General features: G+C 33.7%; 2 protein-coding genes. Both read right to left on the bottom strand.

From position 1 onward, the window contains the following. Nucleotides 1-42: 42 nt before the first annotated feature. Nucleotides 43-399 (bottom strand): aspartate 1-decarboxylase, encoded by a 357-nt coding sequence (panD, locus tag Q0845_RS05810; protein ID WP_298510522.1) that lies wholly within the window; start codon nucleotides 397-399, stop codon nucleotides 43-45. 10 nt (nucleotides 400-409) lie between these two features. Next, nucleotides 410-16420, bottom strand: coding sequence for a non-ribosomal peptide synthetase (locus Q0845_RS05815; protein WP_298510525.1), 16011 nt, complete (start codon nucleotides 16418-16420; stop codon nucleotides 410-412).

A 16420-nucleotide genomic window follows, 5' to 3' on the forward strand; every position in this document is an offset into this window, starting at 1 on the left:
TTATATTATTTAACTGTAATCATTTAACTATCAACACTTTTTTTAGATTTCTGATTTTATAGTGTTGTCTTCATTAAGTATCACTACTGTAGGTTTGTAGGTTTCTAGTTCTTCGTCATCTACTGCTCCATAAGCAACAATAATTACTCGGTCTCCAACTTGAGCTAATCTAGCGCAGGCACCATTTAAGCAAATTGTACCAGAGCCTCTTTCTCCTGGAATAATATAAGTGACAAATCTTGACCCGTTGTTTACATCTAGGATATGAACTTGTTCATGTATTTTCATATTGGCCTTATCGACCAAATCCATATCAATTGTGCAACTTCCTTCATAGTTTAAGTCAGCTTCTGTGACTTTCGCTAAATGTAATTTTGATTTTAAAATTGTGTGTAACATTCTTTTTTGGTTAAAAATTAAATTCAAAGTTTGTATCTTTTAGTTGGTTCTCCTGATCTAGTTCTAGTTCCCAATCACTTTTTACTTGTATATCGCTTAGTTTTTGAGTAAGATCACCAACAATCTTTTTGGAAAGGAATAAGAATTCATGTGCCATCAACTCTATCCTTTCGTGTTTGTATAAATCTGTATTGTATTCTATTTCAAAAAATATCTGTTCTCCTTTTTCAAAGAAGTAAAAGGAAATATCAAATTTGCTTGTGTTAGATGCAACAGGTATGTGTTCAATACTGTTTCCATCTATCGTATATGAATAATCCTTGTCTCTAAAGTTTTGAAGAGATACTAAGACATTGAATAGTGACTTGTTTTTTGCTACTTTATTCAAGCTTACATCGTCTACTATTTTATCGAAAGGATACGTTTGATATTCGTATGCTTCCAACATTGTATTTTTTACTTTTTCTAATAAGTTGCCAACACTTTCATCTGCAGAAAAACGAGTTCGGAGTGGTAATGTGTTTAAATAGAAACCTATTTGATCTTCTAAATCTGGATGTTCTCTACCTGCAACTAACGATCCTATAATGATGTCTTCTTGTTTGGAATATTTGTGAAGTAATGCTTTTACAAAAGTTAATAGCACCATAAATACCGTTGCTTTCTCTGCCTTAGCCAGCTCATATATTTGTTCGCTAAGAGCTACATCTATATCATACGCGAGTGTATGTCCTTGATATGTTTTGGTTTCATCATCAATAAAATCTTGATCGAGTTGTAATACAGGCAATTCTCCTTTTAGTTTTTCGCTCCAATACTTTTGATGTGCTGTAAAATCGCCTTTTTCAAGTTTCGTATTTTGCCAATTGGCATAGTCTTTATATTGAATTTTTAATGGAGCTAATGTACTTTCTTCCTCATTTTGATGTGCTTCGTAAAGCGTTACAACATCTTTTACAAGAACTCCTATGGACCAACCATCAGATATTATGTGATGCAGTGTTAGTATAAATACATAGGTATCATTTTGTAAATGAAGTAATGTAGCTCTGATCAGCGTATCATTCTGTAAATCAAAATAAGTGTTGGATTCATCTTCTGCTATTTGAATTACTTTATCGTCTTGCGCATCCGTATTTTTTAAGTGTATATGCTTTATACGAAAATCTACTTCTTCAACTTTGGCAATACGTTGTTTAGGTTCTCCTTCATGCATTACAAAAGTTGTTCGTAATGTTTCATGTCTGGCAACAATACTTTGAAAAACTTTTTCAAATGTTTCTACATCTAGTCCTTTAATTTTATAAGCGCCAGATATGTTATAAGCAACAACATTATTTTCTTTTTGATCTAGAATCCATAATCGTTTTTGAGCATATGATAAATCGTATACATCATTGAAAGGAACTGTTTGAATTTCTCCCAGTTTTATTCTTTTAGACGTATGAATAACTTCCGATAAAGATTGTATTGTTGGATATTTGAACACATCCTTTAAACCTATTTTGACATTGAATTCCCTGTGAATGAATGAGGTTAATTGTATAGCTCTTAATGAATGTCCGCCAATTTCAAAAAAGTTTTCAGTGATGCCAATGTTTTCTCTTTTCAGCAGTTTGCTCCATAGTTGACTTAGTATCTTTTCTGTTATATTTCTTGATGGTTGTTTGGTTATACCATCCTGTGGCATTTCAGTAGTCATACTGAGTAATGCTTTTTTGTCTACTTTACCATGTGACGATAACGGAAGTTTGTCCAACTGTATAAACATGTCTGGCAACATATATGTTGGCAAGTGACCTTTAAGATACGTTCTTAATTGAGTTGCTTCTACTGCTTCACTGGAAGTTATGTATGCTATAAGATATTGCTCGTCTTGTTCGTTTTTAACAATTACAGAAACATCTACAATAGTATCATATTCAGCAATTGTATTTTCTATTTCTCCTAGCTCAATTCTGTGTCCTCTTATTTTAACTTGATTGTCAATTCTTCCTAAAAACAGCATGTTTCCATCTGGCAACCATTTTGCCATATCACCCGTTTTATAGAGACGATCGCCTTTTACAAATGGACTTTCAATAAACTTTTCTTTGGTTAATGCTGGTCGGTTATGATATCCACGACTTACGCCTTCTCCACCAATGTATAATTCTCCTTCTACTCCTATTGGCTGTAAGTTTAATGTTTCATCACAGATATACATTTTTGTTCCTGGCAATGGTTTCCCAATAGGAATGATATCTTTTTCTAAATGTTCACTGGCAATTGCCCAACTAGAATCTACCGTAGCTTCTGTAACACCATACACATTGAGTATTTCTGTATCGGAACCAAATATTTTGTGATATCTTCTGGCTAAATCGGCATGTACAATTTCTCCTCCTATTAAAACAAAGTCTGGCGTATGATTTAGGTTGTAATTTCCTTGTGCAACTTCATTGAGTAAGTGACTTAAATAGCTTGGTGTTGCATCAAATATGTTTATTTTATTTGTAAAGATTTCTTTGAGTAATAATGCTGGATCTTTTCTTTTTTCTTCCGATGGTATTACTAAGGTTCCGCCACTTAAAAACGGTGGAAATAATTGTTTTACAGAAGAATCAAAACTATACGAAGCCGTCAGTAAGGTTCTTGGTGCAGCATAAGAATCGTACATAATATCCTTAAGCCATAAACATAAGTTTACTACTGAATGATGCGCTACTAAAACACCTTTTGGTTTTCCTGTGGTTCCCGATGTGTAAATACTGTAAATTAAACCGTTTAGGTTATAATTGATGGAAAGGTTTTCTTCACTTTCAGCTTCAATCTTAGCCGTATTTATAGCTTCAATTTTATCAAAATTAATATCATCAATATACTTCTGTTCTGTTAATACAAAGTGTATATCGCTGTCTTCTATCAGGAACATTTTTCTATTCGTCGGATACGATGGATCTATGGGTACATAACCAGCTCCTGCTTTTAGTATTCCCCAAATACCAACCATTAATGCTGTTGATCTGTCCAACATTAAACCAATTAAACTATCATCCGTTATATCGTAATTTTTTCTGATGAAGCGCGCTAATCGATTGGATTTTGCATTGAGTTCACTATAAGTAAGTTCTTTTCCTTCTGAGGCAACTGCTATTGCATGAGGAGTTTTTAAAACCTGTTCTTCAAATAATTCTACAACCGTTTTAGTGATGTTGAATTTCTTAGTTTGATTGAAGGTATCTAATAGTATATTTTTCTCTTCTTTAGGCAAGTACGCTACTGATTTTAACGATTCATTTTCAGAAGTAGTGAGTCCGTTTACTAATTCTTTGTAATGATTTGAAATCTGTACTATTCTTTCTATAGTGTATAAATCGGTGTTGTAATCTATGTGAAGTGTTACTTTTTCATCTTCTAAGTGAAATGTAATGACAAGATCATATTTGCTTTGCGCTGTTGGTATTGTTAGTTCTTCAATATCCAAATCTTTTACATTCGACTGTAAAACCTTATTTGTGTTTGCTTCATTGAATACAACCATGACATCAAATAGCGGCGATCTTTGTAAGTCTCGTTTTATATTGAGTTCTTCTATAAGTTCATCAAAAGGATAGTCTTGATTTGCAAACGCATCTAAAAGGTTTCTTTTTTCAGTTTCTAATACCTCTGCAAAGGTGTCGCTTTCTGAAAACGTAGTTCGTATGGCCAGCGTATTTGTGTAAAATCCGATTTGATCTTGCAATGTAAGTACTGGTCTTCCTGCAATAGGAATACCAACGACAATATCTTCTTGTTTTGAATATTTGTAGAGCAATGCTTTCACTGACGCCATGAACACCATAAATAAACTGGCATTGTGTGCTTTTCGGAATGTATCTATTTTTTGTACAAGCGTGTTCTCTAATGTCGTTGTAAAAGAAGAACCATTGTATGTTTTTTGGATCGGTCTTTTACGGTCGTTTGGCAATTTTAAAGCAGCTACTTCGTCTTTAAATATATGTTTCCAATATTGTTTTTGTTGTTTATACTTCCCTTCATATAATCCCTTTCTTTGCCAAGCAGCATAATCTTTGTATTGAATTGACAGTTGTGGAAGCGGATTTTCTTTGCCATGATTATACGCATCATATAGCGCTATTATTTCTTTAAGAATGACATCCATAGACCATCCATCAGAAATGATATGGTGAATGGTAAACAAGAAAACATGTCGATCGTCTTTTAACGGAATAAGTTTTAATCTAAATAAAGGTCCATTAACAAGATCGAAAGGTTTTTTCGCTTCTTCTTGAATTTTTAATTCTATCGTATCTTCAATCGTTAGCGTCTCAACTTCCACTGAGAATTTAGATTCCGTATAGTCAAGTATTGTTTGTTTTGGTTCGCCATTTTCTGACACAAAAACAGTTCGTAAACTCTCATGTCGTTCCACCAATGTTTTATATGCATCTTTGAAGGCTTTTAGGTTTAAATTCCCTGTAATCATATATGCGCTAGGCATATTATATACATGAGAATTTGGCTCTAATTGATCCAATACCCACAATCGTTGTTGCGCATTTGAAACTTCATAGAAATCCTGCTCTATTGTTTTTTGAATATCATCGAATGGTATTTTTCCAAATGCATCTATGACTTTAGAAAGTTCTGCAATTGTAGCACTCATAAAGAAATCTTTCAATTGAAGATCGATACTAAAAGCTTTGTTGATTCTTAAAATAATCTGTGTTGCTTTTAAGGAATGTCCTCCAATCATAAAGAAATTATCTGTAATACTGATAGTTTCTTTTTGTAAAATATCGAGCCAGATTTCTAAAACCTTTTCTTCTGTTTCCGTTTGTGGTTTTACTGTTTTTGAAGACGTACTTGTGTTGCTGTTTTCAGGCGTTGGCAATGCTTTTCTATCAATTTTTCCATTAGGTGTTTGTGGAAATTCGTCTAATTGAATATAAAACGAAGGAAGCATATATGCTGGAAGTATTCCTTTAAGATACTCGTATAGTGCAGTTGTATGTATTGTTTTTGTTGCTGTAAAATAAGCCGCCAATTGGTGTTCGCCAGTTTTCTCTTTATGCGCAACTACCAATACAGTTTCTATCTGTGAATAGTTAGAAAGCAATTGTTCTATTTCTCCAATTTCAATTCTAAAACCTCTTATTTTTACTTGGTTGTCTTTTCTTCCAAGAAACTCCATATTTCCATCAGGCAATAGTTTTCCTAAATCCCCTGTTTTATAAAGTCTTTGTCCTTTTTCAAAAGGATTTTCAATAAATTTATCTAGTGTTAACGCTTCACGATTTAAATATCCTTTGGCAAGTCCGTCACCCGAAATACAGAGTTCTCCAACAGTCCCTTCTGGAACTAAATTTAGATGCTCATCTACAATATAAAACCTTGTGTTGTGTATCGGTTTTCCAATCGGAATATTGATGTCATCTGTTTTTAATTGATAACAACTACTATAGGTTGTATCTTCCGATGGACCATACAAGTTCCTTACTTTCATTGCATCGCAATCAAGATTTGCTTTGAGTGCTAATGGAATTGGCTCACCAGCCATATTCAAAACAGTTACATTGTCGAGGTTTGTATTTTCTTTCACCAAGTTTTCAACTACGCTTGGCACTGTATTGATCAGTATATTTTTTTCGGAAGTAACATGTGTTTTGATGTCAAGTCCTGATTGTAAAACTCGAATTTTCTTTCCGACAGTTAACGTGAAAAACAACTCAAATACCGAAAGGTCAAAACAGTAGGATGTTGCAGAGAATACAATGTCAAAGTTGTCATTTTTAAATTCTTCTTGCGCCCAATACACTAATGCTAGTACATTTTTATGTGTAATTAAGACACCTTTTGGCAATCCTGTAGATCCTGAGGTATAAATTACATATGCAGTATGCGTTACGTCATATGTTGGTTTTTCAAAATAAGGCGCATCATGCGTTAGAGCATCGAGCAGTATACAGGATACATTTTTATCAAAGTATGAGCGATATTTATCAAGTGTAATTGCTGTTTTTACCGCACTATCTTTTAGAATGAATTCTATTCTTTTTTGAGGATAGTTTGGATCAATAGGTACATATGCTGCTCCAGATTTTAAAATTCCTAATAGCGCGATGACCATTTTTTCAGAACGATCCATCAGTACACCAACTAAATCATTTGGTTTTACATGATGTTCAAAAATTAACTGATGCGCTATTGCATCTGATGCTTTATTGAGTTCTTCATAGGTTATAGAATTATCATCGAAAAGAACTGCTATTTCATGCGGTGTTTGCTGTGCTTGTTGTTCAATTAATTCCTGTATTGTTACAGATTTATTGAATTCAATATTTGTACTGTTGCTTGTTGTTAATTTATTTTTTTCCTGTGCAGAAATATATGTTACTTCTCTCACAAGAACGCTTGGATTTTGAGCAACCTCAGCAAGTATATTTTGGTAATGCGAAAGAAGACGTTCAACTCTTTGAGCAGAGAATATATCTGTATTGTATTCTAATTCTAGTTCAAATCCTGTTGCAGTTTCAACAAAATTAAAGTTAAAATCAAATTTACTCACACAAGAGTTTACAGGATACGAATCAATTTTTATGCCTTCAACTTCCGCAAGTTCATCACTATTTAAGGTATTTGACTGCATTGCAATCATCACATCAAATAAAGGAGATCGTGCTAAGTCTCTTTCTAATTTTAACTCTTCTACCAACGTATCAAACGGATAGATTTGGTGTTCGTATGCTTCTAAAGCAGTTTCTTTTACTTTTTCCAATACTTCACAGAACGAAAATTCAGGATGAATTGTAGTACGCATGGCTAGCGTATTGACATAAAAGCCTATTTGATCGTCTAATCCTGCAACATTTCTTCCTGCAACTGGTGAACCAACGATGAGATCTTGTTGTCCTGTATATCTGAATAACAACACTTTTAATGCGCCAAGAAATATCATGAATAAACTTGCTCCTTGTTGTTCTCCTAAAGTTCGTAATTCGGCAACTTTGTCTTCTGTAAGTACGACTCTTTGTATATGACCATTTACTGTTTTGATAGGAGGTCTTGGAAAATCAGTAGTTATATTTAAAACAGGAAGTTCTCCTGAAAATTTTTCTAACCAATATTCTTTATGTACATCAATAGATGAAGCTGCTAATTGTTTGTTTAAAAAGGCTACATAATCCTTGTATTGAATTTGTAATTTCGATAGTGGATTTGGTTTTCCTTCACTATAAGCATTGTATAATGTTTTTAGCTCGTTTACCAACACATTTACTGACCAACCATCGGAAATAATATGGTGAATGTTTAATAGCAAGATGTGTTCCTCAGCGTTTATTTGCAATAATTGCACATTCATCAATGATCCTTCCGCCAAGTTGAATGTCCTTTTTTGCTCTTCTTCTATAATCGCAGCAATTTCTTGTTCTATATTCTGTACAGCGCTTAGATCTCTATAGTTGATCTTGTAATCAACTTCTTCTTTTGGTGTAATTTTCTGCTTTGGTAACTCATCAACTACCACAAAGTTGGTTCTGAAACTTTCGTGGCGATCTATGACAGATTGAAAACTTTTGTTAAAGATTTCGACATCTATCTTTCCATATAATTTACAAGACCAGAAAATATTATACGCATGTTTTTCTTCATTAAATTGATCTAGAATCCACAATCTTTTTTGAGCATTAGACAACTCATAATATTCACTTAATGGTATTGGAGTTATTTCTTTCTCTTCCAGAGTAGAGATATCGCTTACAGCTTTCGATAGTAGATCAATCGTAGGATTATTAAACAATTCAGAAAGCTTCACTTTCAAGTTCATTTCCTTCGCTGCTTTTGCCATAATGCGCATAGCTTTGATAGAATTCCCTCCTAATGCAAAGAAATTATCATGTATTCCAAAGTCTGTTTTTTCTAAGATTTCTGCCCATAGATTGAAGAACTGTTTTTGTACTTTGTTCTTTGGAAGCACTATTGCTACGGTAGTTTTTTCTTGAATTTCTAATAGACTTGGTAATTTTTTTGTGTCAATTTTCCCGTTTGAATTGCGTGGAATTTTTTCAAGTTTGTGCACATACGTTGGCACCATATATCCTGGCAATCGTTGCGAGAGCCATCCTTGGAGTTTTAAGTGATCGACATCAGTGGTAGACAGGTAGAATAAAACGATATTTAATTCGCCTTCGTTATCACGTAAAGTGGTTACAAAACTTTCATGTAAAGCTTCATATTCAAATAATGTTTTCTGAATTTCGGCAAGTTCAACTCTATATCCTCTTATTTTTATTTGTTCGTCATTTCTTCCTAAGAATTTTAGGGTACCATCTTCCATCCATTTCCCTATATCTCCCGTACGATACATCTTTTCGGAAGTTTGTAATGGATTTGTGATGAATCGCTTCTTAGTCTCATCGTTCAAGTTTAAGTATCCTTGAGCAAGTCCATTACCAACCACATATATTTCTCCTTCTACACCTTGAGGCACTAAGTTCATATGCTCGTCAAACAGATATATTTTATGATTCGTTATTGGCGTTCCAATAATATTTACATCATGTAAAGACGTTATTTTTTGAAATGTAGCACAAACCGTTACTTCAGTTGGTCCGTACGTATTGTATATAGCTACTTTGTGTATCAGTCGATTTATTTGCTCTGGTCGCAGCGCTTCTCCACCACTTATCAGAATGCGTAATTTTCCTAGTTTGTCTAGTTCTTGGTTTAATTCATTGATTACCAAAGGTGTTGTACTAAGTACAGTAGCTCCGTGTTGTTCAATGAGTTCTGCTAAGCCTTTTATATCTTTTCCTCCTTCTTTGGAGATCAAAATACAAGCACCAACACATAATGCTGGAAATATTTCTTCTATGGCAACATCGAATCCAATGGATGATTGCTGAATGACTTTGTCTGTTGCAGTAAGATCGTAATAGTCAATAAATGTTTTGACATAATCATTTAATGAGAATCTAGAAATCATCACTCCTTTTGGTTCACCTGTAGAACCGGAAGTGTACATGATATACGCTAGCTCATCTTTCTGTATTGTTATAGAAAGATTTTCTGCTTTATAATTGTGTGCGACGTCTTCTCGCAGTATTTGTAATGTATCGTTTTGAATTTCATCAGCGCTCCATGTATCTGTGATGATTACTTTTAAATGACTACTATCAATTATTTTTTCAATTCTTTTAGCTGGATAATCAGGATCAATTGGAATAAATGTCGCACCAACTTTTAAGACCGCTAGAATGCTAATAATTAATTTTTCTGATCGCTCTGAAACAATCCCAATAAAATCACCTTGTTGTATTCCAACTTCTTTACTAAGGTATGTTGCTAGTTTATCAACGCGTTGTGCAAGTTCTATGTAGGTTAATGCATGATCTTCCGAAGTTTTTACAGCAATATTTGTTGGATTGATACGAACCTGATTGTCAAATGCAGCTATAATATTAAAATCAGTAGTGTTTGTAATTGTGTTCCCAAACTGATCTAATAGTTCATTTTTTTCTTCTTTCGTAATGAATTCGTATTCATGTAGTTTCAATTCGCTTTGTGCAATGACTTGTTTGGCAAGTGTTTCAAAATGATGGAACAATCGCGTCATTTGACCTTCCGTAAATAATTGTGTATTGTAACGAATTTTTACGCTCCAATAGCCTTCAAACTGATTGAACTCAATCAATAAATCGTTAATACTTGTACCGTTGTCAACTTCCTTTATGGCTTCAATGGCAACTTCATGAGTTCCTTTTGATTTTTCAAGAAATTTATTGTCAAAATTTTGTAATACTACCAATACGTCAAATAATGGAGAACGACTTGTGTCTCTTTTTAAGTCAAGCTCTTCAATCAATTTATCTATTGGATAAAATTGATGTTCAAGTGCTTCTAATACCGTTTCTTTGGTGGTTTCGAATAACTCTAAAAAGTTATCATTTTCACTAAACGTAGTTCTTAACGGCAATACATTTAGATAATATCCTAATTGATTTTCCAGATCATCATGATTTCTTCCCGCCATAGGAGATCCTAAGATGATATCTGTTTGATTGGTATATCTGTAAAAAAGTAATTTTAATACCGAAAGAAGTGCCATGTATAAACTTCCTTGTTGATTTTCGGAAATCTTTTGCAATCCTTCCATAATATCATCTTCAAGTTTATAACTCAGTGTATTTCCTTCACTTGTCATCACCGATGGTCTTGGTTGATACGTTGGCAATGATAAGACCGGAATTTCTCCTTTGAATCGATTGTGCCAATAGTTCGCATCAGTTATACCTTGTGCTTCGGTAAGTTGGTGTTGTTGCCAAAACACGAAGTCGGTATATTGAATGCTCAGCGGTTGTAGCGTATGTTCTTCTTCTCTTTTGGAAGCGTTGATTAATCCAATAAGTTCATTAGAGAATACGTCTATAGACCATCCGTCAGAAATGATATGATGTATGGTGAATTGTACCGTGTAGGATTGGTTTTTCTCTTGAATTAACGTAATTCGAAATAGTGGTGCTTCTTCAAGATTGAATGGCTTTTTAGCATTTTCACTCGCCATTTTTTGCCAATCGGCTTCTAGTGCATCTATTGAAGATATATACTCTATTGGAAGTGTAATGTCGGCACTGTTTTCTATTTTCAATAAGGGTTCTCCTTCCGTTACTACAAAAGAGGTTCGCAAGCTTTCATGACGTTCAACAATCGTTTTTATAGCTTTTTCAAAATGTTTTTCAATAGCATTTCCTGTGAGTTTGAAAGTCCATGACAGGTTAAACGCTGCATGTTGATCTTCAAATTGAGAAAGTATCCACATTCTTTTTTGCCCATAAGACAACGGATAAAAATCTTTTATTGCTGCTTTCGGAATATTATGTGCTGCTTCATGAGTGTCTGAATTGTGTATACAGTTTTGAGAGAAGCTTCTAATTGTAGGATATTTGAATACCTCCAACATGGATAGTTTTACGCCAAAGGTTTTTGTAATTCTAGAAATGATTTGTGTTGCCTTCAGCGATTGTCCTCCTATTTCAAAAAAGTTATCTGTAACTCCTAAGGTTTCTTTGTCTAAAACTTCTTTCCAAATACGCAATAGCTTTTCTTCTATTTCGTTACTTGGTGTTATGGCTTCACGAGCTCCTACTACTTCATCCCATGTGGTTTTGAAGAGTTTTGTTTTATCAATTTTCCCATTGTTGTTTACAGGAAATTTATCCAGCATAATATATCCTCTAGGAATCATATAATGCGGCAACGAGTTTTCTAAATGTGCTTTTATAGCCTCATTTTCAATTTTGTTTTGACTTTCAATGTAGGCGACTAAATATTTTTCTTCTTCAGTAGTAACAACTCGTATGATGGCATCACTAATTTCTTTGTGTAGCAATAGTGTTTTCTCAATTTCGCCAAGTTCAATTCTGTAGCCTCTTATTTTTAATTGCGTATCCGTTCTTCCTAAAAACTTAATGGTTCCGTCTGCCAACCACATTCCAGTATCACCTGTTTTGTAGAGTCTTCCTTCTGAAATTTGCGGATGCTTTTGAAATGCTTTTGCTGTTTCTGCTTCCGAGTTCACATATCCTTCTGCCAATCCTATGCCTTCTACATAAAGTTCTCCTGAGATTCCTACTGGAACTGGACGCATATTTGTATCTAATACATGAATTTTGTGGTTTGGAAGTGGCTTTCCAATGATGTCTATTTCTGATGTTTCTTTTATACGATGATACGTAACACAAACAGTAGCTTCTGTTGGTCCATACGTATTAAAAATAGCTACCTGATCAATCAATTGATCAATATATCTTGCCTTTAATTTATCGCCTCCACTTATTAAAATTCGCAATGAAGTTAGGTAGTCCGATTTTTTGTTTAATTCATTGATGATAAGTGGCGTGGTACTCAATATTGTAATATCATTTTGCTGAATCACGCTTGTAACTTCATCAATATCTCTTCCACCTTCTTTCATTAGGAATAATTCTCCACCAGCACAAAGAATTGGAAATATTTCTTCTACAGAAACATCAAAAGCTAAAGATGATTGTTGAAGTATTTTGTCTTGAGAAGATAGCGTGAAATATGCTGTGAATGTTGTGATATAATCATTCAATGCAGCATGATTTATCATCACACCTTTTGGCATTCCTGTAGTTCCTGAGGTGTATAAAATATACGCCAATTGTGTATCAGAAATAGGAAGACCAAGATTTTCACCTTCGTACTTGTTTAGTGTCGCTTTTGCTTCGTTTAAGGAAAGTAAAGCGATATTGAGACTTCCTTGATTGTCTTCAAAATCAATATCCGTAATTACACAATCTGCTTTGGCATTTTCAAGCATATATGCAGTTCGTGCCATTGGTGTTTCTGGATCTACAGGAACATAACATCCGCCTGTTTTTAAAATGGCTAGTATTGTTATTATTTGCCATTCAGATCGTTGAATATATACTCCTATTTTGCTTTCTGCTTTGTAAAATGGTTGTTGTGTGAGGTATGCTGCAAACTGATTTACTTTTGTGTTGAGTTCTCCATACGTCCATTGCTTTCCTTCAAAAACTAGTGCGATAGCATTTGCATTTTTTTCTGCTTGCGCTTCAAATCTTTCGATAACCGACATAGAAGTTTCTCTAACCTCAGCAGTTTCAAAAGATTGTAATTGTTGTTTTTCTTCCATTGACAAGTAATCATATTCACCAATTTCTATGCTTGGTTCTTGAATGACTTGTTTTAGCAATTCTTTAAAGTGTACTGCCATTCGGCTGATGTTCTCATGCTCAAATAGATCCGTATTGTATTTTAACTTGCATGATAGTTCCGAATTTTCGTAAAAGAATTCAAATTCAAGATCGGTGATACTATGATTTGTCTCTGTTTTTATGGCTTGAATATTCGCTTCAGAGAGATCGTTCAAGTAAAAAGAATCTTCAAAATTTTGGAACAATAGTAATACATCAAATACAGGTGTTCTTCCCAAGTCTTTTCTTAAGTCTAATTCATCTACCAATTGATCAAAAGGATATGCTTGATGCGTAAATGCATCCAATACTTTTTGTTTCGCTTTTGCCAAAAGTGTATTGAAATGATCGTCGCTATTGATTGATAAACGAAGCGGTAATGTATTTAAGAAGTATCCTATTTGATCTTCCAATTCTGTTTGGTTTCTTCCTGCAGTATCTGTTCCTATTATAATGTCGTTTGCGCCCGTATATCGATGTAGCAATATGTTCAGTGATGACAACAAGGTCATAAATATTGTTACTGATTCCTTTTGACAAAACTGTTCTAATTCTGCGGTAAAATCAGAAGAAAAGTTGAAACTGACTTCTGCTCCATTAAAAGTTTGAATTAATGGTCTTGATTTACTAAAAGGCAATGATAAGAGTGGAAGTTCTTCTTTTAATTCGGTATGCCAGAACGTTCTACTTGGCACTATTGCTTCTGTTGCAAGCACTTGTTTTTGCCACACTGCATAATCTTTATATTGCAGTGAAGGTGCTAATTTTATCGTGTTTTGATTATGCAGATTTGCGCTGTATAATTCTTGTATTTGCTTTGTGAGTATTCCCATAGACCAACCATCAGTGATTATGTGATGAATGGTAAATGTAATGTATGATTGTTCGCCGTTGACATTCATAATTCCAACACGCAATAAGGGTCCGTTTTCTAGGTCAAATTGTTTGATGGCTTCTTTTCTAAGTCGCTCTTCAACTAAGCGTTCTATATTGTTTGATCCATTTAATTGTATCTGATCAATAGTAAATGAAAAGTCTTCTTTAGCCTGTACTTTTTGAACTAATCGATCATTGATTTCTATAAATGTTGTTCTTAGGATTTCATACGCATTAATGATTTGTATGAATGTTTTTTCTAAGGCATTGACATCAATATTTCCTTCTATTTTATAGGCACTTACCAGATTGTATGCTGCATAGTTTTCTTCAAATTGCTGTAACAACCAGAATCTTCGTTGTGCAAAAGAAGTAGGATAATATAGGAAGGTTGCTGTTTTTTCAATTTTTGGAATTGCTTGCTCCGTATTTGCTTTGTGAATATGTGCAACCAATTCATTTAATGTAGGATTTGTGAACAAATCTTTTAATGATACCTGAACGCCTAGAAGTTCTTGAATTCGGTTTGAAAATCTAGTTGCTGCGATACTATTTAAACCTGTATCGAAGATATTATCTGTCAACTCGATATGATTATTATCAAATAGCTCATTCCAGATATGAAGTAATTTTTCTTCCGTACTAAGATTTTCAGACAGCGCTTTGTTTGCTTCTACATATAGTAAGTGTTCTATATCATTTAATTGCTCTAAAAAAGCACCTTCGCCATATCTTTGAATTAGTTTAAAGTTTTGAATTTTACCACTCGTCGTTCTAGGAATTTTTCGAATTGCAATTACTTCGCTAACTTCTAAACCAATAGACTCTAGCACCATCTTTTTAATTGATTGTACATGTGTTATAAAATCTTCTAGTTTCTTTTTAAATAATACAAAGACTACTAGCTTTTCATAGCCTTCATCATTTTTAATTCCGCAAGCAACCGTTTTTCCTAGATCGAATTCAGGTAATTTTTCACCTATTACTCTTTCTATATCATGAGGATAATAATTCTGCCCATTGATGATAATGATGTTTTTTGCTCTACCTGTAATTACAATTCTTCCTTGATCAAAAAAGCCTAAATCTCCAGTTTTCAGCCATTGATCTGATGTAATGATATCGTTTGTTTTTTCTTGATTGTTATAGTATCCAGCAGTTACATTTTTACCTTTAATTTGAATATGTCCAATATATCCTTCGTCCAATACATTATCGTATTCGTCACATATTTGGATTGCACAGTTTTTTATTGGATATCCGTTTTGAACAAATGAAACTGTTTCATTGGTAGCAGCTCCATCAAGAATTTGAATGTGATCTCCTGTGTTTAAGTGATTTCTATCTAATTGGTATACGACCAATTCGTCACCTACATTTGGTAACGCGACTGCTACCGAAGCTTCTGCTAGTCCATAACCAGGAAACATTGTATTGTTTTTTAATCCATAAGGCGCTAGTGTTTCCGCAAATTCTTCACACAATTCATGAGAAATTGGTTCTGCTCCATTATAGATGATTCTAATGGAAGAAATATCCCAATCTACATTTTCTTTACCTTTAAAAGCTGATAGGAAAAAGTGATATCCGAAATTTGGTGAATAGAGTTGTGTTGCTTTATGTTCGTTTGCTTTTTCAATCCATAAAACGGGTCTCCTAACAAATAAACCTGCTGGCATGATATATTGATGAATACTTGCCAAAATACCGCTTAGATGAAAGCAGATTAGTCCCATGTCATGCGTTAGAGGCATCCAACTTAACATTCTGTCATTGCTCGTCGTTTCTGATCGAAGCACTATATCACTCGCATTGTATACAAGGTTTGAATGCGTTAACATTACTCCTTTTGGATCTCCTGTAGAACCTGAAGAAAACTGAATATATGCCAAATCTTCTGGTGAAGAACTGTATTCGATTCCTTCCTCTTTTTCTTGAAGAATATCTTTAACTAGAAGGTATCTTTCATCAAGTTGTTCAGAAAATATAATATCGCTTGTTTCTACACTAGTATCTCCCTTTAGTTTATTGAATATTTCTTCTTCACATACTAAATAAGGATTGTGCAGAATGTTCCATACTTTTATGAATTTTAGTTTATGATCATGGCGATTCCCAACAGTTAAAGGAACTGGAATAATTCTTCCTAAAAGACATGCCCAGAAAAGAATCATAAATGACCTGTTATCATTTATTTGAAAAACTACTTCGTCACCTTTTTCAATACCTTTACTTTGTAGGTTATACAAACAGAATAAAGCTTTTTGATATAAGTCTTTATATGATAAAAATTCCTCTGAATCTGCTGCGCTAATAAACGTTATTCCTTTTTCAGAATAATGTGCATTACGTTTAAGATATGACACCAACGTATTGGCATCTAAGTTGTTTTCATCAACAAAATGAGAATTCTTCTCTAACAT

Origin of the sequence: uncultured Kordia sp., assembly GCF_947489565.1 — a bacterium.
Lineage (GTDB): Bacteria > Bacteroidota > Bacteroidia > Flavobacteriales > Flavobacteriaceae > Kordia.

What these genes read in the sequence shown, in the direction of transcription:
- panD (WP_298510522.1), bottom strand. Translation starts at nt 399, where the DNA reads ATGTTACACACAATTTTAAAATCAAAATTACATTTAGCGAAAGTCACA.
- Q0845_RS05815 (WP_298510525.1), bottom strand. Translation starts at nt 16,420, where the DNA reads ATGTTAGAGAAGAATTCTCATTTTGTTGATGAAAACAACTTAGATGCC.